The 22,436-nt window shown below is 38.3% G+C and carries 20 protein-coding genes; 6 read left to right on the forward strand and 14 right to left on the reverse strand.

Annotated elements, in window-relative coordinates; genetic code table 11:
- Positions 1-64 precede the first annotated feature (64 nt).
- The 14 genes from rlmH to CBM15_RS13500 all read right to left on the reverse strand — a co-directional run bounded on the left by rlmH (position 65) and on the right by CBM15_RS13500 (position 16,163).
- Positions 65-544 carry a 23S rRNA (pseudouridine(1915)-N(3))-methyltransferase RlmH gene (rlmH, locus tag CBM15_RS13435; RefSeq protein WP_087617907.1) on the reverse strand — a complete coding sequence of 160 codons (480 nt, stop codon included), beginning with the start codon at positions 542-544 and terminating at the stop codon, positions 65-67.
- A gap of 90 nt (positions 545-634) precedes the next feature.
- Complete coding sequence (locus tag CBM15_RS13440; RefSeq protein ID WP_041865814.1) at positions 635-799, reverse strand: CxxH/CxxC protein; 165 nt, start codon at positions 797-799, stop codon at positions 635-637.
- A 163-nt stretch (positions 800-962) separates the two neighbouring features.
- Positions 963-2,255, reverse strand: a complete 1,293-nt coding sequence (locus CBM15_RS13445) for a S1C family serine protease (protein WP_087617908.1) — start codon at positions 2,253-2,255, stop codon at positions 963-965.
- Positions 2,256-2,436: 181 nt separating this feature from the next.
- A complete protein-coding gene (locus tag CBM15_RS13450; RefSeq protein WP_087617909.1) occupies positions 2,437-3,225 on the reverse strand; it encodes an MBL fold metallo-hydrolase in 789 nt (262 codons plus the stop codon).
- Between the two features lie 15 nt (positions 3,226-3,240).
- A complete protein-coding gene (locus tag CBM15_RS13455) occupies positions 3,241-4,077 on the reverse strand; it encodes a two-component system regulatory protein YycI (RefSeq protein ID WP_239534849.1) in 837 nt (278 codons plus the stop codon).
- On the reverse strand, positions 4,058-5,389 hold the full coding sequence (locus tag CBM15_RS13460; RefSeq protein ID WP_087617911.1) for a YycH family regulatory protein: 1,332 nt from the start codon (positions 5,387-5,389) through the stop codon (positions 4,058-4,060). Before CBM15_RS13460 ends, CBM15_RS13455 begins: the two co-directional genes overlap by 20 nt.
- Complete coding sequence (gene walK, locus CBM15_RS13465) at positions 5,386-7,221, reverse strand: cell wall metabolism sensor histidine kinase WalK (RefSeq protein WP_087617912.1); 1,836 nt, start codon at positions 7,219-7,221, stop codon at positions 5,386-5,388. Before walK ends, CBM15_RS13460 begins: the two co-directional genes overlap by 4 nt.
- 5 nt (positions 7,222-7,226) lie before the next feature.
- Entirely contained in the window at positions 7,227-7,937 is a 711-nt protein-coding gene (gene yycF, locus CBM15_RS13470; RefSeq protein WP_008408338.1) for a response regulator YycF, read from the reverse strand.
- Positions 7,938-8,176: 239 nt separating this feature from the next.
- Positions 8,177-9,646, reverse strand: coding sequence for a M23 family metallopeptidase (locus CBM15_RS13475; protein WP_087617913.1), 1,470 nt, complete (start codon positions 9,644-9,646; stop codon positions 8,177-8,179).
- A 293-nt stretch (positions 9,647-9,939) separates the two neighbouring features.
- The gene (locus CBM15_RS13480; RefSeq protein WP_087617914.1) at positions 9,940-11,226 is read right to left on the reverse strand and encodes an adenylosuccinate synthase; all 1,287 of its coding nucleotides are present in this window, start codon (positions 11,224-11,226) and stop codon (positions 9,940-9,942) included.
- A gap of 191 nt (positions 11,227-11,417) precedes the next feature.
- Entirely contained in the window at positions 11,418-12,770 is a 1,353-nt protein-coding gene (gene dnaB / locus CBM15_RS13485; RefSeq protein WP_087617915.1) for a replicative DNA helicase, read from the reverse strand.
- A gap of 12 nt (positions 12,771-12,782) precedes the next feature.
- Positions 12,783-13,229: a 50S ribosomal protein L9 gene (gene rplI, locus CBM15_RS13490; protein WP_008408342.1), complete on the reverse strand. Its 447-nt coding sequence runs from the start codon at positions 13,227-13,229 to the stop codon at positions 12,783-12,785.
- Entirely contained in the window at positions 13,226-15,202 is a 1,977-nt protein-coding gene (locus tag CBM15_RS13495; RefSeq protein ID WP_008408343.1) for a DHH family phosphoesterase, read from the reverse strand. The genes rplI and CBM15_RS13495 overlap by 4 nt, the downstream gene beginning before the upstream one ends.
- A 13-nt stretch (positions 15,203-15,215) precedes the next feature.
- Complete coding sequence (locus CBM15_RS13500) at positions 15,216-16,163, reverse strand: YybS family protein (RefSeq protein WP_087617916.1); 948 nt, start codon at positions 16,161-16,163, stop codon at positions 15,216-15,218.
- Between the two features lie 500 nt (positions 16,164-16,663).
- Here CBM15_RS13500 and CBM15_RS13505 point away from each other — a divergent pair, with 500 nt between their 5' ends.
- From CBM15_RS13505 to rbsB, 6 genes are read left to right on the forward strand one after another with little or no spacing between them, the layout of a single operon-like run.
- Complete coding sequence (locus CBM15_RS13505; RefSeq protein WP_087617917.1) at positions 16,664-17,650, forward strand: LacI family DNA-binding transcriptional regulator; 987 nt, start codon at positions 16,664-16,666, stop codon at positions 17,648-17,650.
- Positions 17,647-18,525 (forward strand): ribokinase, encoded by an 879-nt coding sequence (gene rbsK / locus CBM15_RS13510; protein WP_087617918.1) that lies wholly within the window; start codon positions 17,647-17,649, stop codon positions 18,523-18,525. Before CBM15_RS13505 ends, rbsK begins: the two co-directional genes overlap by 4 nt.
- Positions 18,522-18,911 carry a D-ribose pyranase gene (gene rbsD, locus CBM15_RS13515; RefSeq protein ID WP_087617919.1) on the forward strand — a complete coding sequence of 130 codons (390 nt, stop codon included), beginning with the start codon at positions 18,522-18,524 and terminating at the stop codon, positions 18,909-18,911. The genes rbsK and rbsD overlap by 4 nt, the downstream gene beginning before the upstream one ends.
- Positions 18,912-18,926: 15 nt before the next feature.
- Positions 18,927-20,423 carry a sugar ABC transporter ATP-binding protein gene (locus CBM15_RS13520; RefSeq protein WP_087617920.1) on the forward strand — a complete coding sequence of 499 codons (1,497 nt, stop codon included), beginning with the start codon at positions 18,927-18,929 and terminating at the stop codon, positions 20,421-20,423.
- Positions 20,410-21,351: a ribose ABC transporter permease gene (rbsC, locus tag CBM15_RS13525; RefSeq protein WP_087617921.1), complete on the forward strand. Its 942-nt coding sequence runs from the start codon at positions 20,410-20,412 to the stop codon at positions 21,349-21,351. The genes CBM15_RS13520 and rbsC overlap by 14 nt, the downstream gene beginning before the upstream one ends.
- Before the next feature lie 15 nt (positions 21,352-21,366).
- Positions 21,367-22,305, forward strand: coding sequence for a ribose ABC transporter substrate-binding protein RbsB (gene rbsB / locus CBM15_RS13530; RefSeq protein WP_087617922.1), 939 nt, complete (start codon positions 21,367-21,369; stop codon positions 22,303-22,305).
- Positions 22,306-22,436 lie beyond the last annotated feature (131 nt).

Raw genomic sequence — 22,436 nt, forward strand, 5'->3', positions numbered from 1 at the left:
TTGTATAAGATTATAATATATAAGTTTCCAGAAGATTTCAAATGTAATTCCAATAAAACCGCACTTACTTATGATAAGGTTCACCCTTAATTATTCTAAAACTGCGGTAAATCTGTTCTACTAGCACAAGTTTCATCAACTGGTGAGGCAGCGTCATTTTTCCGAAGCATAGTTTTTCATCCGCGCGCTTAAGTACATCCGTATGCAACCCTAATGACCCGCCTATAACAAACGCAACTTTGCTTTTCCCGTAAGTCATCAGCGCCTCTAAATCTGCCGCCATTTCTTCGCTCGTTTTCATTTTACCGTCGAGTGCCAAAGCGATGACATATGTACCATCATTAATTTTCGCAAGGATACGGTCACCTTCTTTTCGTTTGACGATTTCCATATCGGCATCGCTTAACTGTTCAGGTGCTTTTTCATCCGGGACTTCTACTAAATCGATTTTTGCATAGCCGCCTAATCGCTTCACATATTCCTCGATGCCCATTTTTAAATACTTTTCTTTTAATTTACCAACCGAGATGATAGTAATATTCACAACTTATCCACCTTTACGTTCCATTTACAAACAAGTTATCCACAAAAGTTATGCACATATCCACAAATAAAAACTATATATTGTGTAAAGTTATTTACTTGATACAACATATGTTGCTGACTGTTCACAGTAAGAACAAGTTGTTGATAACTTTTCCTCTTCCGATAAAAAATCCATCATAGGGAATTGTTCCGTTTCTGCCACGTGCATATCTAACGCATGATCTATATGGGTTTCACAGCTGTATGTCTTCATTTTTAAACCTTCTTTCTTTTCTGAAATTTCCACAAACTTATTCACAATTTTTGAAATGTTATCCACAACCCATTGTAACAGACAAAAAACGAGTAGAAAAGACAAGCCTTTTTCTTCTCTACCCGTTGTGTACAATTTCACTCTTTAATTAAGTTATCCACATTTACAATTGTGCATTTTCCACTAACTCTAAATTAGCTTCTACTATTTTACCGTTACGATATACTTTAATTTTTAGTGTATCGCCAATGGATTTTTCATTATATAGATGTTTGCGAAGCTCAATTGCATTTTCAATTTTTTCGCCATCCATCTCCACAATGACATCGTACTGTTGCAAACCAGCTTTATCAGCAGCTGAACCTCGTACAACTTGAGAAATGACAACGCCATTTGTTACTTCTTCAGGCAATTTTAATGTTTGCTGTTGATAATAAGCCGGTACTTCCGTTAAATCGACTAAGGAAATTCCCATTGTTGGGCGTTGTACTTCACCATGCTTTTCGAGTTGTTCAATAATTGGAATTGCTGAATTGATCGGAATTGCAAATCCTAAGCCCTCAACTGAAGACTGGGCAATTTTCATCGAATTTATACCGATTAATTCTCCTGCAATATTCACTAAAGCGCCACCAGAGTTCCCTGAATTGATCGCTGCATCAGTCTGTAATACTTCTGTTGACCAGTCTTCCGCACCATCTTCATTTAAATCGACTGGTACAGACCGATCTTTCCCTGAAATTACACCTGTTGTTACCGAACCATAAAAATCTAATCCTAATGGATTTCCGATGGCAATTACCGTTTCACCTTGTTTTAATACATCCGAATCTCCGAAGTTAGCTACTGTTTCAATTCCTTCACTTGGTATTGAAAGTATTGCTAAGTCTGTCCAAATATCAGAACCAATAAGCTCTGCTTTTACTTTCTCACCATCGTCTAAAGTTACTTCAATTTGTTCTGCACCATCCACAACATGGTGATTTGTAACGATAAAGGCAAAGTTCCCTTCTTTTTTATATACAACGCCTGAACCGCTACCTACCGCTTGAGCTTCTCCCGTACTTTGGTTCCAGAAGTTCGGTGCTACATTTTGAATATTTGTAATCCCAACAACGGCACTCGATACTTTTTCGACCGCATTTGTTACATCTGTTGTCACCTCTGTTGCAGTTTGACTAATTGTTGAGTTGGGGGAGTCATTTGTAACCGAGTTCACTTCATTACCACCTGGTAACTGGTTTGCCAATGAGGGAAGCAGGAGCCATAATAATAAAGCACCAACGACAACACCGCTCAAGCCAGATAAAAAGTACCCGCCTTTACTGCCGCCTTTTTTTTCTTTTCTATTCTGCCGCTGTTTTTTTTCTTCTTCTTCTCTTTTTAAACGAGCCTCAAGCTCTGCAATACGATCATTTTGGGTTTCTTTCTTATCGTCTTCAGGATAGTATCCCATATCGCTCATCCTTCCTTATTTCTTCTTACTGATAGCATACACACTTAACATTAAAATTAGATGAAAATCTCATAAAACCTAATTAAAAATTGTCAATAAAATTAAAAAGGTATGCTAAAAGTAGAAACTTTTAACACACCTATCTTTTACCCATATTTACTTCAATTATGCCTTGCTGAAATTAAACTGTCACAAGCCTTGTCGGCTCATTTGCATCGGTATCATGCAGATGCAGATATTCCCCTGCCATAATGCCGCAAGACTGCAATGTCTGTTCTACGCTCATCCGCGCCAGATCTTTCATATTGTTGTCTTTACTTAAATGCGCCAAATAAATTTGTGTCGGTTTTTCAGCTACAACATCTGCCATTGCCACTGCAGCATCTTCGTTCGAAACATGTCCTACATCGGATAATATACGGCGTTTAATACTCCAAGGGTATTTGCCCATTTGAAGCATACTCACATCATGATTACTTTCAAATACATAGGCATCTGCCGCTGAGATATATCCTTTCATCCGGTCGCTGACATAGCCTGTATCTGTAATGACAACAAGCTTTCGTCCGTTTTCATAGAATGTATAGAACATCGGTTCAGCAGCATCGTGAGACACGGCAAATGATTGAATATCCAGTCCTCCAAATGTTTTTACTGTTTCCATATCAAAATCGAAACATAAATCTGTCGGAATTGTTCCTACGAGCCCATCCATTGCTGTCCATGTTTTTGCATTTGCAAATACAGGAATATTATATTTACGTGCAATGACACCGAGCCCTTTAATATGATCACTATGCTCATGTGTTACTAAAATACCTGATAAATTTTTCATATCACGATCTATATTAGCAAACAGTTGCTCCATTTTCTTTCCGCTTAAGCCTGCATCAATCAAAAATGAATGTTCATCATTTTCTACGTAGACTGCGTTTCCTGTACTGCCACTTGCTAAAACGCTAAATCGCATTGTTAAAACTCCCTACTATTCCAAATCCTCTGTCTGCTCGACAATTTCGGATAAATCATTTTGGATCTCTACAATTCGTCCCTGTACCGCATTCACAAAATGTATTTCTTCCTTGTCATCAGCCAGCTTCACCCGTACTTCCCATGTCGGTGCAAATACTTGTGTTTGCGTTAATTGAACAATTGTAGAGTAGCCTAGATTCATTTCCGTAATCTGAGAATCTGGTTTTAATAAATTCTTTCCATATAAAATCTGCAATACTTGTCTTGCAGTTAATAGATTCTGTTCTTTATCTAATTTTTTATGCTCTTCCAGCATTGTTTGCTCATAGGAAACAATGCGGTTGTTATCATCCCAATAAAGTTTTACATAACCACGCACATTATAATACAATGTTACATCGTTTACCTTCTGGAAAAATGTCGCTTCTTTTTTCTCTTCATCAATATTCCAAAGCACATAGGAATCACCTTCATATACATTGTTGTGGACAAAATCAGTATATGAATCTCGGGTATCGCTTTTCTGAAGTTTCACAGGCTTGTCCATCGTCACAACCAGCTTATTGTTATTTTCAATCGTTGCACTTTGATTCGGAAAGTATGGCACTTCAGATGGAGAGAAATTTTTAATTTGTCCGGAATAATATGCCGCACTTTCCTTATTGTTCGGAAGGGCAATATACGTTATATTATCTTCCTTCAAACGGGCTTCGATTTCCACCGTTTCCCCTAAAACTTCTATTTTCTCTCCTTCTTTATAGCTCTCTAAATACTGCGTATATAAAAAGATATTCAATACTAGAAAAACCCATATAAAAATAGTTTTCGTTCTACTCCAATCCAAATTCATCACCCCCTATTTCCTGGGGTGAAAGGCGTGTCCATTCATTGTTTGTAACGGCAAACCAACGTGGCTCCAATACGATTATATCCGTATCTTCCTCAGATTTTTCCTGCGTTAACTCGTACCCAACAACGATTTCCTCTGTTTCTTTAAATAAGTTATTATCATTTTTACGCAGTGATTCAATTATTTGTTCTCCTGATTCGAGCTCTCTCGGTACTCTTTGGAAAACTGACCCTATTGAATAATAAGGACGGCGGTAACGGAAAATACGGTTTTCCCCCCATGTAGTTACTAGACGCGTTATCGTAACATCACTGTATACAGGAAGCCCCTGTACAAATAGCTGATACTCTGTACTATGCCTTCCAATGTTCATAGAGGACAAGCGGTAATCCATTGAAAACCCACCATGATCATTTATATAATTAAAGCTATCTATTAATAATCTTGCGGGAGGAATCGGTGCAATACTTTCTGCAGTCGGGTATACATAATTTATAATACGATTTTGGCTATCAACTGTCATTAACGATGTCCCATCAGTAAAGCGTTCGGATTGAGAACTTTCAATATTCCGTTGTACGATTTTTAAATCGGTGAACAGAATCTTTTTAAATAGATCAGGTTTAATCTCTTCAGCTAAATATCTGTACCTTGCTGACTGTATAGGATCTTTGGCTACATATAAAGAACGTAAAGCATCCCGTTCAACTTCAACATATTGGCTATAATCATTTGCCGGTTCAATTACCTTCTCCATGAAATAATCCTTATCCGGTACGCTTGCATACGCTCTATAATATAAACGTTTTTCTGTGTTTAGGAAGAGCAACTGTATCTGATCGCTATTTTCAACATTTGACCAGTCTATAATAAGACGTGTAAAGCTTGCATCCGGTATTTCATTTTCATTATATGACAATAGATTAGAGAAAACGCGCAAAGGAATTTCTTCATTATAAAACATTGTTATACGATTATTCGTACGCACCATTTCATTCATTTTACTGTCTGAAAGGTCATTTTTAATTAATTCCATCTCGTAAACTTGCCATGAACGTAAGTGTTTATATAAACCTTTTAAAGGTGTTGAAGAGACTGTCCCGTAAAATTGGTCATTTTGGCGATACAACAATCTGTACGGTTTTATTACTTCCTGTAAATCCTTAGGTTTGCCGACAAGTACTTCCTCAATCTGGGTCTCCTTTATCGTTTCATATTCCGGTTTGTAATTCCAAATAAGAAGTGTGAACACAATGCTGAGTAAAACGAGGAATGCTAATAAAAGAGATTTTATCTGTTCAACATATTTCATTCCCAATCCCCCGCTTCATCCAATTCATATGGCAATGTGAAGAATATCGTAGTACCCTGGCCTTCCTCACTTTCTGCCCAAATTTTCCCGCCGTGTGCTTCAATCATTTCACGAGCAATTGCAAGACCTAAACCTGTTCCACCCATCGACCTTGCTCTTGCTCGGTCTACACGATAAAAACGATCGAAAATACGTGTCACATTTTCTTTCGGAATTCCCATGCCATCATCTGAAATCATGACACGCAGCATATTATCATGCACGGTAAAACCAAAACGAATATTGCCGCCATCCGGAGAATATTTCAATGCATTTGAAATAATATTATCGATTACTTGCGTAAGCTTATCGGTATCAATATCAACAAAATAACTTTTTTCCGGAAGCAATCGGATAAACTCTACATTTCGTGACTTCGACATTTCAAATCGATCAATAATTCGAGTGAAAAACTTATTAAATTCAACAAACTCCAAGTTCAGTTCATACTCCTGGCTGTCCATTTTTGATAATTGCAGCAAATCATTAACAAGGCGGATCATACGCTCTGTTTCAGTTTGCGTGACGTTTAAAAATGTCGGCGCTATATTTTCATCTTTCCATGCACCTTCTGCAAGTGCTTCTAAATAGCTGCGCATCGTCGTTAACGGCGTACGCAATTCATGTGAAACATTCGCAACAAATTCACGACGTTCCATATCAATTTTTTCCTGTTCGGTAATATCATGCAATACAGTAATCAGACCATTTACAAAACCTGTTTCCTTTTGAATTACAGAAAAGTTTGCTCGTAACATATATGGTGCATCATTCATACTAAAATCAAGATTCACAGGATCTTTCATATGAATCAAGTCTTCAAAACTATATTCCTGGTCTAAACGCAATACCGATGCAATCGGGCGGTTTAAAGTTGTTTCACGTGAATCATGAAGCAATTCCAATGCCGGATCATTAATTAAAATAATTTTCCCTTTACGGTCTGTTGCTATTACACCATCTGTCATATTACTAAGTACACTTGCCAGTTTTCGGCGTTCAGCCTCTGTTGTAGATTGTGCTTCCTGCAGACGATTGGTTAAATGATTGAAGGCAATAGCTAACTGACCGATTTCATCTGTTCCGTATACACGGACTTTCCTTGCATAATTCCCTTTTGACATTGCCTGCGCCTGTTTACGCATATCGGAAATAGGGCGAGTAATAGTTCGCGCAACTAAAATTCCTAATATAATCGTAATAGCAAGTGAAACTGCAATACCTGCTGCAAAAATACGATTAATTTCATTTAATTGCTCATATACCTTTTCAATATTCGATTGAACGTAAATGACACCCTTCAATTCTCCTTTAGGCTCTACATTATCCATAATAGGGACCGCCAGTATCCACATGCGCTCTCCTGTATCCCGATCCATTGAAATCTTTTCCAACAGTGTTTCGGAAGACGCCGCCTGTTGTATAATTTCTTCATTTATCCGCTGACCAACAATTGCCTGGTCATTATCGGAAGTAGCCAATATACGGTATTGAGGGTCCACTACATTGATTTTGTTAATATCTTCTGTAGAAAACCCCTGCAAAATGGACTTTAAACTATCCTCTATCGTAGGAGGCGTATTTTCATCCCGCACTTTTAACATTTCTTCACGTACACTATAATGCACAAGCTCTATTCTTTGGCGAATCGAATCTTGGAAATTCGTTTTTAAATTCGTCTCCAGCTGCTTTGAGAAATAAATGCCTATAATTTGAAGAGCAATAATAATTAATAGGACATAGATCAATACAAGCTTTACATGGATGGACTTAAAAAAGCTCACTTTTTGCATGTATTTTACTCCTGTTCAGGGTTTCGTAAGTAATAGCCTACTCCTCGTCTCGTAACAATCCATAAAGGGTGACTTGGATTATCTTCAATTTTTTCACGTAAACGGCGGATTGTTACATCCACTGTTCGTACATCACCGAAATAATCATAACCCCATACTGTTTGCAGCAAATGCTCACGCGTCATTACTTGACCAATATGTTTTGCTAAATAATGCAGTAATTCAAATTCGCGGTGTGTTAATTCAATTGACTCGTCACGCTTTAATACTAAATAGGCATCTGGCTGAATCGTTAAAGAGCCTACTACAATATCATTCGTTTCCGCCTGTGCCTCTTCTATTTGAGCAGGCACATTTAATCTGCGCATATTCGCTTTTACACGGGCGATTAATTCACGTGTACTGAACGGCTTTGTTACATAATCGTCAGCACCCATTTCCAGTCCTAGCACTTTATCGATTTCCGACCCTTTTGCCGTTAGCATAATAATTGGGAAATCATATTTTTTACGCACTTCACGACATACTTCCATGCCGTCACGTTTAGGTAGCATAATATCCAGCAACATTAAATCCGGCTGTTCCTCTTCTACTCTTTGAAGCGCTTCGTCCCCATCGTATGCACAAATGACGCGATAACCTTCTTTTATTAAATTAAACTGCAGAATGTCTGCAATCGGTTTTTCATCGTCTACAACTAATATCGTTTTATCCATCATCTAATTCCTCTTTTCTCATAAATTCTCTATATAATTATGAAAGGTTATCTTTTATTTTTACTATAACTACTCTATCATGCTTTGCAATTTGGTGCATTATACAGCTATATTGCTATGATTATTTTCCGGGAAATATTCCACCCATATAAGAATAGTTTTTGAACTTTACCCATTAAATTAACTAATGACCATATTATAGAAAAAGCAGCCCAAAACTCCGCTTGGACTGCTAAAATTTAATTTAAATATGATAACGGGTTTACTTCTGTACCGTTCTTATGAATTTCGAAATGTAAATGTGTACCTGTTGAACGTCCTGTTGAACCCATTTGCCCTAAAGCGGAACCTTGTTCAACTACTTGTCCAACTTCTACGTCAATACGAGATAAATGAGCATATAACGATTCAAAACCGTTTTTATGGTTAACCACGACATAATTTCCGTATGTTGAATGCTTACCTGCAGTTTTAACAACACCGTTATCCGATGCTTTTATCGTATAGTTTGATGGTCGGGCAATATCAATTCCGTAGTGGTAACGTCCCCAACGCTCTCCCATATTACTTGATATATAGCCACCAACTGCAGGCCAAGCAAAGTTACCTGTACCAACTGAAGGGATTACTTTAGTTCCGACAACAACAACACGTTCTTCAGGCTCGGCTACTACATTTGCCTCTGATTGTATTCTTTCCGTTCGGACACCATTCTCTTCAGTAATTAAGTAGGAAACTTCCTTTTTGCCCTTTTCGCCTTCCTGCTTAACTACTTTTTTGCCTTTAAGCATCGTTTCATCTTCTTTAACGATTTTCGCAAAGTCGATTCCCTCTACTTTTTTCTTTTCATAAACTGCCTTTACAGTAACAAACGGTTTTTGTACAGTTACGTTAACTTGTTCGCCTATACTCAGGACAGTGTCTGCTTTAAGTGTAGGATTGATTTTTAATAATTCAGCAGTTGTTAAATTGTGGTCTTTTGCAATCGAACCTAACACATCTCCTGCTTTTACCGTATATACTTTTTGCTCTAATGCACCTGTTTGTAAAAGCTGTACCGCTTGTTTGGCTGAAACAATCTCCTCTGGCTCGGCTAACACTTCATCTCCTGTAATCGGAGCTGATAATGTAAGATCAACCAGGCGTGTTTCATCATCCTTCAATTCGGGTAGAGAATCTTTAGTAGCATTGTTTTGCAATTCTTTTAAATCTTTTTGTGACACAAACTGAAGCTTTAATCCGTCAATTACAGCTTCGAACTCTTCTCTATCCTTCACTGATGCAACGTCTGTTTCCCCTACTTTTAGGGAGTAGGCTTTTGCCTGAACAGTTATTGCTTCCTGAAGGTTTTTTAATGTCTGCTCTTCATTAGCTTCGACTGTAAATACTTGCTCTGGGATGATTGAAATATCTGCGCCAGCGTCAATTGTTAAATCTTCATATTGTTCGATTGCCTCTTGCTCTTTTTGGTCGACAATCTCATTTACTGTTGCTTCATCTGCAACAGAACCTACGTATGTATCAGCTACATAAACGTGGAAAACTTTAGCGAATTTTTCTTTATCTGTTTCATTCGCGAAACCTATATTGAATGTCACTGTAGAAACAAGTAATGCAAATAATGTTGCCATTTTAAGTTTTCTATTATGACGATTCATTAGACTTAGATTATGTTTTTTTAAGTCTAACTTGTTTCCTTTTGAACTCATGATAAAGCTCCTTTCGACTACCTATCTATTCTATAAAAATGTTTGTATTTTCTTTTAATAGCCCGTAATGGTCAAAAAACACACTTCGCTAATGTATCATATTTCACATTTCAAATGAACCGCTCCAGTCTTTTTGTAATGTAAATGTATTATTATCTAAAAATTTGTTACATTTTAATTAGTTAAAATAGTATATTCACCCACTTAGTATCCTCTTTTTCATTTTATTAGAAATAATAAAAAAGCGTATTAAAGTCTGTTAGACATTTAATACACTTTTATATTCAAACCGGTTATTTCCAGATTTCATTTACGATATTCGTTTGCTCACGTGAAGGGCCTACTGAGAATGTCATTAATGAAATACCTGTAAGCTCTACAATGCGGTGTATATAATTTTTCGCGTTATCAGGCAGCTCATCAAATGTCCGAACGTTTGTCACATCTTCTGACCAACCTGGCAGTTCTTCATAAACAGGTTTGCACTGTTTAATGATTTCCAGGTTCGCCGGGTATTCTGTAATTTGTTCTCCGTTATATTCATACGCTGTACAAATTTTAACCGTTTCAAGACCTGATAATACATCAATAGAATTTAATGCTAAATCCGTTATTCCCGAAACTCGGCGTGAATGGCGAACAACGACCGAGTCAAACCAACCAACACGACGTGGGCGGCCCGTTGTTGTACCATATTCACGGCCTACTTCCCGAATTTGCTGACCAATTTCATCATGAAGTTCAGAAGGAAATGGACCATCTCCAACACGAGATGTATATGCCTTACAAACGCCAACGACGCGTTCTACTGCTGTTGGACCAACTCCTGATCCAATTGCTATCCCGCCTGCCACTGGATTTGAAGAAGTTACATATGGATAAGTACCTTGATCTACATCAAGCATAATCCCTTGTGCCCCTTCAAACAGCACTTTACCGCCTTCTTCAATAACATCATTCAGCACTTTCGATGTATCCGTTACATATTGGGCAATTTCCTGACCATAAGCAAAGTATTCCTCGAAGATATCATCAAATTGTAATCCTTCTACTTCATAAAACTTTGTAAATAAGCGATTTTTTAATGTTAAATTTGCGCGTAATTTCTTTTCAAATGTTTCTTTATCTAATAGGTCTGCTACACGAATCCCGATCCGGGCAACTTTATCTTGGTAGCATGGACCAATTCCTTTTGCTGTTGTGCCTATTTTTTCATCACCACGTGCCTGTTCCTCTGCAATATCCTGATAAATGTGATACGGCAAAATTACGTGTGCACGATTGGAAATTCTTAAATTCGATGTATCAATTCCTCTAGCTTGCAGTCCTTTTAATTCCGTTACAATTGATTTCGGATTAAGAACAACACCATTTCCTATAACCGAAAGTTTATCCGGATAAAAAATTCCTGAAGGGATTAAATGCAATTTATATGTTTCTCCACCAATTTTTATTGTGTGACCTGCGTTATCCCCACCAGCATAACGTGCGATTGCATCTGCTCTTTTTGAAAGGAAATCGGTAATTTTGCCTTTTCCTTCATCTCCCCATTGCGTACCTACTACAACTACAGCTGTCATCTATGTGCACCTCCGACGAATGATTCACCTAATGAAAATTACGTATTAAGTATTTCATTCTTTTTCATAAGAATTTACCTTTTAATTCCTTAATGATGAAACATGAACATTTTAACAATTATAAATCCTAAATGTCAACAAAAAACACGAACGTACACATTAAATCAATGTGAAACGTTCGTGTTTAACGATTATTCCTCTCGTGGAGGTGGGGTAAATTCTAAATTTAAGAACTTATTGTACTCTTTACGGAATGCCAAGCTTACCGTGCCTGTTGGACCGTTACGTTGTTTTGCAATAATGATTTCGATAATATCCTTACTTTCCGATTCTTTATCGTAGTAATCATCACGGTATAAGAAGGCTACGATATCGGCATCTTGCTCAATCGAACCAGATTCACGCAAGTCACTCATCATCGGTCTTTTATCCTGACGTTGCTCTACACCACGCGACAGCTGTGAGAGGGCAATTATAGGTACCTTTAGTTCACGCGCTAAACCTTTTAATGAACGGGAAATTTCCGATACTTCCTGCTGACGGTTTTCCCCTGGTTTACCGCTACCTAAAATAAGCTGCAAGTAATCGATCATAATCATTCCTAAACCGTTTTCCTTAGCTAATCGTCGGCATTTGGCACGTATATCTGTCATGCGTACACCCGGAGAGTCATCGATGTAAATACCGGAATTTGATAAACTTCCCATAGCCATCGTCAGCTTGCTCCAGTCCTCTGTTTCTAAAGCGCCTGTACGCAACCGTTGTGCATCGATATTTCCTTCTGCACATAACATACGCATGACAAGCTGGTCTGCTCCCATTTCAAGAGAGAAAATCGCTACATTTTCACGGGCCTTTACAGCAACACTTTGGGCTACGTTTAAGGCAAAGGCTGTTTTACCAACCGATGGACGGGCTGCCACAATAATTAAATCGTTGCGTTGGAAACCGGCCGTCATCTTGTCCAAATCACGGAAACCGGTAGGAATACCTGTCACATCCCCCTCACGTGACTGGAGCTGTTCAATATTATCAAATGTTTGAACGAGTACATCTTTTACGTGCTTAAAATCGCCCGCATTTTTGCGGTTCGAAACTTCAAGCATTTTCTTTTCAGCTTCTGCTAAAAGAATTTCTACCTCATCTTCGCGCGTATATCCATCATCTGCAATTTTAGATGCAACGCGAATAAGGCGACGTAAAATCGCCTTTTCCTCTACTATCTTTGCGTAATGTGCAATATTGGCAGCCGTCGGAACAGCATTTGCCAGTTCCGTAATATAGCTTAATCCGCCGATATCCTCGAGCTCTTTTTTGGCTGATAATTCTTCCGTTACAGTGACAAGATCAATTGCTTTTCCCTGATCGCTCAAGTTCAGCATCGTTTGGAAAATCTTTTGATGGGCAATATGATAAAAATCATCTGCTATAACAATTTCGGATGCTGTTATTAGAGCTTGTGGTTCAAGGAAAACGGCTCCAATGACCGATTGTTCCGCTTCACTATTATGTGGAGGAACACGGTCCATCATGGATTCGTTCATTGTTGTCGCTCCTTACTCTTCAATTACATGTACCTTTAAAGTAGCCTTTACATCTTGATGTAACTTCACTGGTACATTGGCAAAACCTAATGAACGAAGTCCTTCATTACAATCCATTTTACGTTTGTCTACTTTAAAACCATGTTTCTTTTGTAGTGCATCTGCAATTTGCTTCGTAGATACCGAACCAAATAGGCGACCACCTTCACCTGATTTCGCTTTTACTTCTACTGTAATTGCTTCTAATTGCTCTTTTAAATCTTTCGCTGCCTGCAACTCTGCTGCCGCATTTTTTTCTTCTAATCGCTTTTGACCTTGCAGTTCGCTAATTGCCTGGTTATTAGCTTCTTTTGCATAACCGTTTTTAATTAAAAAGTTACGTGCATAACCTTCTGCTACTTCTTTAATTTCACCTTTTTTGCCTTTACCTTTTACGTCTTTTAAAAATACTACTTTCATGATTCTTTACTCCCTTCAATTACTTCATTAATTGCTTCATATAAATACTTTTTCACTTCGTCAATGGATTGTGCTTCCATTTGGGTAGCAGCATTTGTTAAATGACCTCCACCGCCAAGCCTTTCCATGACAAGCTGGACATTTACTTCTCCTAATGAACGTGCACTAATACCGATTAATCCATCATTGCGATGAGCAATGACAAACGAGGCACCGACATCTTTCATTGTAAGTAAAATATCTGCCGTTTGTGCGATTAGTACGGAATCGTATATTTTTGAATCTTCACCATTTGCAATCGCAATTCCTGCAAACGGAAATTCAACAGTTTGAATAATTTTTGAACGGGCGACATATGTTTCTACATCTTCTTTTAACAGACGTTGAATCAGCACGGTATCAGCACCAAATGTTCGTAAATACGAAGCGGCTTCAAATGTACGCGCACCTGTTCTTAATGTAAAGCTTTTTGTATCGACTATAATACCAGACAATAATGCTGTTGCTTCAAGCGGCAATAACTTTTCATTTTGAGGCTGGTATTCCAGCAGCTCCGTAACGAGTTCTGCTGTAGATGATGCATATGGCTCCATATATACTAACGTCGGATTATTGATGAATTCTTCCCCGCGACGGTGATGGTCGATAACAACAACCTTATCTGTTCTACTTAATATTCGGCTATCAATTACCATGCTCGGCTTATGTGTATCGACAATGACTACAAGTGATTTTGGAGTTATTTTAGATAAAGCTTCGTCCGGTGTAATAAAGCGATCGTAAAAATCGGTTTTTTGCTCCAACTCGGTCATCAACCGGTCTACACTTCCTCGAACTTCATCAAAATTGACTACGACAAAGCCTTCAATCCCGTTCATCGCAACCATTTTGCGTACACCGACAGAGGCTCCTATCGAGTCCATATCCGGGCTTTTATGACCCATCACGAAAACACGGTCACTATCTTGTATTAAATCACTTAGCGCATGTGATATTACACGTGCACGTACTCTCGTGCGCTTTTCAACAGGGTTTGTTTTGCCCCCATAAAAGCGAATCTTACCATTGGACTGCTTAATGGCAACTTGGTCACCACCACGACCTAGAACTAGATCAAGTCCCGATTGTGCTAATTGCCCAAGCTCTACAAGTGATTGAGAACCTGCTCCAATTCCGATACTTAATGTTAATGATAAATTTTTCTGCATCAACGTTCGTTCCCGGATGACGTCTAAAATTGAAAATCGCTTCTGCTCAAGCTCCGATAAAATCGATTCATTTAACACAGCCATGTAACGGTCCGATGCAATTCTTTTAACAAAAATATCATAATGTGCTGCCCATTCATTAATAATCGATGTCATCATCGTATTGGTCACGCTTCGTGCCTGGTCATCCATGCCCGAAGTAAGCTCATCATAATTATCGATAAATAAAATTGCAAGTACTGTACGGTCCGCCATATATTGCTTTTCAATCTGTACTTGTTTTGTAATATCAAAGAAGTAAAAAAGTTTTTCTTCTTCTTTGTAATAAATATGATATTTGCGATCATTAATAGCAATGACCGTTTCATTTTTTTGTTCCTGATTTACAAGTATAGGCAGCTCTTCTGATATCATTTCCAGTTCATATCCGACTAGCGATTCTTGCTGTAGGACGCGAAGCATAAACGGATTCGCCCATTCCACCGTCATTTCATCATTCATTAAAAGGATTCCGAATGGCATTTCCAGAAATGCCTCTTTTCCAACATCCTCCATCCGGTAAGAAAGTGTTTGAATATGCTTTTCAGTTTCTACATATGTTAATAATTCAACTTTTACCGTGTAGTAAGCTGCTACTGCATAAATAGCTATAAAGGCTATTCCCACCCATACATTCCACATCATAATAAGGATAGCTGCTACTGCACCAAGTAAAAATAATACTAATAGTGGATATCGAATTGGTCTTTTACGAAAAATCCCCATTCCCATCAGCTCCTCATTTCTGACTCTTTTCTTGAATGTAATTACGTGCATTAAAGCCTAAATCAACAATACCTACTAAAATGACAAATGAATAGAGAGGTATTGCCAAAATTGTACTTAAAACTTTTATAAACTTCGGATAACCAAAAGCATCAATGACAAAATGAATAAATGAGATACCTTGTATTGTTAATAATACCCATAATACCATCGAAATATTTAGGATGATAATAGCCAATGACGAATCCGCCTCTGGACGAACGAATAAATTCACAGATAAAACGATTAAATAATACCATAATACCGATCGGGGTAAACGTAATTCACTAAACTTCGCAAATTTTGGAACGTCTACTTTTAAACGCTTTAAAATCGGTAAATTAACGGTAATAATAATAAATGCCATAAATAACATGGCAAATGTAATGGAAGCCGGAATTGTCATTTCCAACGTATCTAACATAGTATTCGCCAGTTCCATTGTTTCTTTGGGCACAGGTTGTCCAGTCAGATTTTCGGTCATTTTAATTGACTCCATATAGCTCGTCTTCATGAGCGCAATAGAATCTCGAATAAAATCTACTTCAAACAAACGCAATGAAATTAAATACTGAATTGCAAATGTGAACAGCAGGACGATACTTGTTGAGATAAACATAAATACTTTACTTTTTTTATGATAAATAGCATCCCCTATCGCTACACCTGCTGCTGCAAAGATTAATGAAGCGGGTAGTAAAAGCAGTCCACCTATAAAAAAGGTAATAAATACAGCAATCACTGCGACTAAAAGCGATGACTTTCGATTATAGTTTGCGCTATACCAAATCATCGGTAATGGAGCAATAATCGCCGCGATAATATTCGCCAATGGAATATAAAATACGATTGCCATCAGCACAGTGAACAGCGCAATCATCATCGCACCATGTGCCAGCTTTCTTGTTTGATTATTTTGCATGGAGAACCTTCCTTATCTGTTGTTCGTAAGACTTTATAATGCAACGATTATTTAAACCTTGTTATTACATTTGGTCGTCTTTTTGACCAGTCTACTTTCAACTTTTCTCACGTTTCTATTGTACCATTTTTGCATGCCCATTCAAAATAACCGTCATGACAAGAAGAATGATTAAACGTATAGATGATGATATCCCCTTTGACTTCTCCTCTACTTACCACATCTGCATCCATCCAAAACTGTGCGGGGGCATCTAAATACTGGAATAACTCCAATAAATAGGGTTGAAATCTATTGGCTAAAATGTAAAAGAAACCAATAGTATGTCATTATAATTTTTTTAGTATAACTTAATATGGAGTAATTTTTGTTTGAATAACTAGATTCTACGTATAAAAAGCCTTTTTTCTGTTCTTTATGTCATCTATTTCGTTGACAATTTGTATTGTATAGCATATATTATGTAACCGGTAACACATTTTGTTTTAGGGGGCGGATAAATGGTTAACATTAAAGATGTAGCAAAGGTTGCAAATCTTTCTGTAGCAACAGTATCACGCTACTTAAACCAAAATGGTTATGTCAGTAAAAAGTCATCAGAACGTATTGAACAGGCAATTCGTGAGCTGGATTATAAGCCAAGCAGCGTTGCACGTTCACTAAGTAAAAAACAATCCAATATTATTGGCCTCATAGTTCCTGATATAAAAAATCCGTATTTTCCAGAATTGGCGCGTGCTGTGGAAGACATGGCGTGGTCTTATGGCTATACAGTTGTTCTTTGTAATTCAGACGACCAAATAGAAAAGGAATTGTTATATTTAGAGCGCTTATCACAAACCTATGTTGCCGGCTTAATTGTGGCAACAAGCTTATTAGATTCCTCTGTTTATCTATCAATCAATACACCAATTGTTGCTCTTGACCGAATAATCGATGCAACTGTCCCGACCGTGGCAACCGATAACCAAAAAGGAGCAAGGCTTGGGGGTGAGTACTTACTCACGAATGGTGCAAGAAATTTATTATGTATAGGTGGTCCACACGGTTTAAAAACGGCGGATGATCGTCTTACAGGGTTTCTAGAAGCAACTGATAAACATGGATTAGATCCAATAGTTATAACATCGTCATTTGATTTTAAAGTTGCTGCTAAAGCGATCGAACAGTGTTTAGCAATAAATCCGCAGATTGATGGTATTTTTGCAAGCAGCGATACATTAGCCATTGCTGCACTTCACATTGCACATAAGCTTGGCAAGCGCGTACCAGAAGAACTGCAAATTGTTGGCTTTGATGGTATTGCGCTCGGTGAGATGGTATCACCGCCTTTAACAACGGTCGGTCAGGATTTATACAAGATGGGTACTGCAGCCGCAACAATGTTAATCGAACAGATTGAAGGCAAAGAAATGAAACAAACGGTATTAAATATAGATCCGCAATTAATTGTGCGAGGGACGACAAGAAAGGAAGCTGCAAAATGATAACGGTAATAGGAAGTATCAATATGGACTTAGTCGTTCAAATGAATGTATTCCCTAAAAAAGGGGAAACCGTTTTAGGGAGCTTATTTACAACGGTTCCAGGCGGAAAAGGTGCGAATCAGGCAGTAGCAGCTGCACGTTTAGGCAGCCAAGTAAAAATGTTAGGCGCTGTCGGTTCGGATAGCTTCGGTACGGAACTCCGTGCGAACCTGAATGAAGAAAATATAGATACGAGCTTAGTTATGAATACAAGTGGTGCTACAGGCATTGCAAATATTTTACTCCACGAATCGGACAACCGTATTGTCGTTGTACCAGGCGCCAACTCTAAAGTATCTCCAGAAGTGATTGCTTCTGCAAAAACTGTTATTGAAAATAGTCAGTTAGTTGTAATGCAGCTTGAAATTCCAGTAGAAACGATAAAATATAGCCTAAATTTATGTAAAGAGCTTCAAGTGCCAGTACTATTTAATCCTGCTCCAGCAGCAAACTTCGACATTGAATGGATGCCGTATATTAAGTACTTAACACCGAACGAAACTGAATGTGCCCTACTATTTGGAGATGATCTTGAAGCAGCATTGGAAAAATATCCGAATCAGTTAATTGTGACATTAGGTGAAGATGGTGCACGCTACTTTGATGGGACAAAACATGTACATGTAAAAGGGTTCAACACAACAGCTGTCGATACGACAGGTGCCGGTGATACATTTAACGGTGCCTTTGCACATGCTATTACAAACGGTCAATCGATTGAAGAAGCAGTATTTTTTGCGAATATAGCAGCGTCATTGTCCGTTGAAAAATTTGGAGCCCAAGGTGGGATGCCAAAATTAGAAGATGTGATTGTTCGAAAGGAAGGCGCAAAATGAAAAAACAAGGCATTTTAAACCGAGAATTAGCCGGTATATTTGCACGTTTAGGTCATACTGACAAAATTGTTATTGCCGATTGCGGCTTACCAGTTCCGGACGGTGTTACATGTATTGATTTAGCATACAAACTGGGAGAACCAGGATTTATCGCGATTTTAGAAGTTGTTCTAGAAGATTTAAAAGTAGAACATAGTTACTTAGCCGAAGAAATAAAAACTGCTAACGAAACTATTCATTCTTCTATATTGCAAAAAGTGGAACCGGTTACATATATATCCCACGAACAATTCAAGAAGATGTCGAGCGAAGCAAAGGTCATTATTCGTACAGGTGAAATAACACCATACGCCAATATCATGCTACAAAGCGGCGTAATTTTTTAAGGTAGGTGACGGAACATGATTGAAATGAAGGGCATAAGAAAAGCATTCAATGGAAACGTCGTATTAAACAATGTTGAGTTCACCCTGTTAAACGGGGAAATCCATGCCTTAATGGGTGAGAATGGTGCCGGTAAATCAACAATGATGAAAATTTTGGCCGGCATCTACTCGCGTGATAATGGTGACGTGCTAGTTGACGGTCAGTCGTATACATTTACTTCAGCAAAAGACGCAGAAAGTTTAGGCATTCACGTAATTCACCAAGAATTAAATATTCTGCCGCATTTATCGGTAGCGGAAAACTTATTTTTAGGGAAAGAAAAAACAGTCGGTCGTACAGGATTACTGCGTACCCGTGAAATGAATAAAGAAGCACAGACACTATTAGCAAAACTTGGTTTGCATATTGATGTTCGCCAGCCTGCCGGTTCGCTATCTGTCGGAAAACAACAGCTGATTGAAATTGCCAAAGCAATTAATTCAGAAGCAAAGTATATCGTAATGGATGAACCAACAGCTGCCCTTACAGATCGTGAAATTGAAACACTTTTTGAAACGATTAGAGAACTAAAAGCAAAAGGTATTTCGTTTGTCTATATTTCGCATCGTATGGAAGAGATTTTTGCAATTTGTGATCGTATTACAATTTTACGTGATGGTGAGTATGTTGGTGTTCGTGAAATTCCAAAAACAACTTTTGATGAAATTGTAAAAATGATGGTCGGACGTGAGCTTGGTGAACGTTATCCAAGCCGTAATGCAAAAATTGGGGACATTGCTCTAGAAGTAAAAGGGTTAACATGTCCCGCGATATGCAATGATATTAACTTCAAGATTCGTAAAGGGGAAATCTTAGCGTTTGCTGGTTTAATGGGCGCAGGCCGTACAGAAGTGGCACAGGCCATTTTCGGTAACCTTAAAAAGTCCAAAGGGGATATTTTCATCCATGGGGAAAAGGTGACGATCAAAAACCCGATTCAAGCAATGAAATACGGAATTGGTTTTGTAACGGAAGACCGTAAAACAGAAGGTCTTGTACTAGATTTTTCAATTAAGGAAAACATGTTTTTAACTAATTTGAAAACAATTGCAAAAAGCGGCTTTATTCAACCGCAACAAGAGGAATCACATGCTGCAAAATATATTGAGCAGTTAAATATTCGCTGCAGTGATGCGACACAGGCTGTCGGCTCACTAAGCGGCGGTAATCAGCAGAAAGTAGTTATTGCGAAATGGTTAAGTACAAAACCGGATATTTTAATCTTGGACGAACCCACTCGCGGTGTTGATATCGGTGCAAAAAAAGAAATCTACTCGATTATGAATCAGTTAGCCGAGGAAGGTGTAGCCATTTTAATGATTTCCTCAGAGCTAACGGAAGTGTTAGGTATGGCGGACCGTGTAATGATCATGCACGAAGGACGTCAAACAGCTATTTTAGACAACGTTGACTTAACACAAGAAACTATTATGCATTACGCAACAGGAGGAGAAGAAGTTGTTAAAAACTAGCTCAAAAGAAATGTTAGGAAAGCTAGGTCCTCTCTTAGGATTATTTCTAATTGTAATTGTCATTACGATTTTAAATCCAAGCTTTATGACAACAGATAATATTTTAAATATTTTACGTCAAGTATCGATTAGTGCGCTCATTGCATTCGGTATGACTTTTGTTATTTTAACCGGCGGCATCGATTTATCGGTTGGCTCGACATTAGCCCTTACAGGAGCAGTTGCTGCCACAATGCTTGCTTCAGGAATAGATCCTGTGTTAACGATTCTTGCAGCCTTATTATTAGGGGGCATTCTTGGTGCTGTAAATGGTGTCATCATTGCAAAGGGTAAAGTAGCACCATTCATCGCAACATTGGCAACCATGACAATTTACCGTGGATTAACGTTAGTGTATACGGATGGTCGCCCTGTTTCTGACTTAGGAAATGAAATTACATTCCAGATGTTAGGTAAAGGATACTTCTTCGGTATTCCAGTTCCAGTATGTACAATGATTCTAGCTTTCATTGCGTTATATGTAATTATGCATAAAACAACATTCGGTCGCCGTGTTTATGCAGTAGGCGGCAATGAAGCGGCTTCTAAATTATCAGGAATCAATGTGGACCGTGTAAAAATTGCTGTATACTCATTAACTGGTATGTTAGCAGCTTTATCCGCACTGATTTTAACATCTCGTCTAAACTCTGCACAGCCAACAGCAGGTACATCTTATGAGTTGGATGCAATTGCAGCAGTTGTTTTAGGTGGGACAAGTTTAACAGGCGGTAAAGGCTGGATTTTCGGTACATTAGTAGGTGCCTTAATTATCGGAGTGTTGAATAACGGATTGAACTTAATCGGCGTTTCTTCATTCTTCCAGCAAGTTGTAAAAGGAATTGTTATTTTAATCGCGGTGTTAATTGACCGTAAAAAAACAGCGTAGACGGAGGTCATAAGCGTGAAAAAACAATTAATATTATTAATGGCTCTTTTGGCCACTGTGATGCTATCGGCTTGTTCGGTAAAACCTGGCTTCTCTTTGGAACCTTCTTTCGGAACATCTGCCACATCCACAAAAGGCAGTAGTGATACAATGACAATCGGTTTATCGATTTCAACTTTAAATAATCCATTTTTCGTGACGCTAAGTGAAAATGCGGAAGCAAAAGCAAGAGAACTTGGTGTAAATACAACGATTGTAGATGCCCAAGATAATGCGTCTAAACAAGCTTCCGATATTGAAGATTTAATCCAGCAAAATGTTGATTTGATCATTATTAACCCTGTAGATTCTGTTGCTGTTGCAACTGCTGTTGAATCTGCTAATGCTTTAAATATTCCCGTCATTACGGTAGACCGTTCTTCTGAAGGTGGAGAAGTCGTATCGCATATCGCCTCTGATAACGTAGCTGGCGGAAAACTGGCAGGAGAATATATTACAGAGTTAGTTGGTGAAGGTGCCAAAGTCGTCGAGTTGGAAGGTGTCGCAGGTTCATCTGCTGCACGTGATCGTGGACAAGGATTCAATGAAGCTGTAACAGGTATCTTAGACGTCGTTGCAAAGCAAACAGCGAACTTTAACCGTTCAGAGGGCTTAACAGTCATGGAGAATATCCTGCAGTCTAATCCGGATGTTACAGCAGTATTTGCACACAATGACGAAATGGCATTAGGTGCGCAGGAAGCAATTTCAGCTTCGGGTAAGAAAATTGTAGTAGTTGGCTTTGATGCGACAGACGATGCGGTGGCTGCTGTAAAAGCAGGGAATCTAGCTGCAACCGTTGCACAAAAACCTGATGAGATAGGAAAGATCGCGATGGAAACAGCGATTGCTTATTTAAACGGTGAAACGGTTGAAGAGGTTATTCCGGTCAATCTTGATTTAATTACAAAATAATAATGTATGCAACAGCCTGCAAATGAGCTGTTGCACTTCTCAGGCTGTCACAAGTTGTTTTGTGGCAGCCTTTGTTTATGGATCTATAAAAAAATTTTATACAATAAAAAAAAGTACAGCAGAGGACAATT

This window comes from Solibacillus kalamii (assembly GCF_002174535.1).
Taxonomy (GTDB): Bacteria; Bacillota; Bacilli; order Bacillales_A; family Planococcaceae; genus Solibacillus; species Solibacillus silvestris.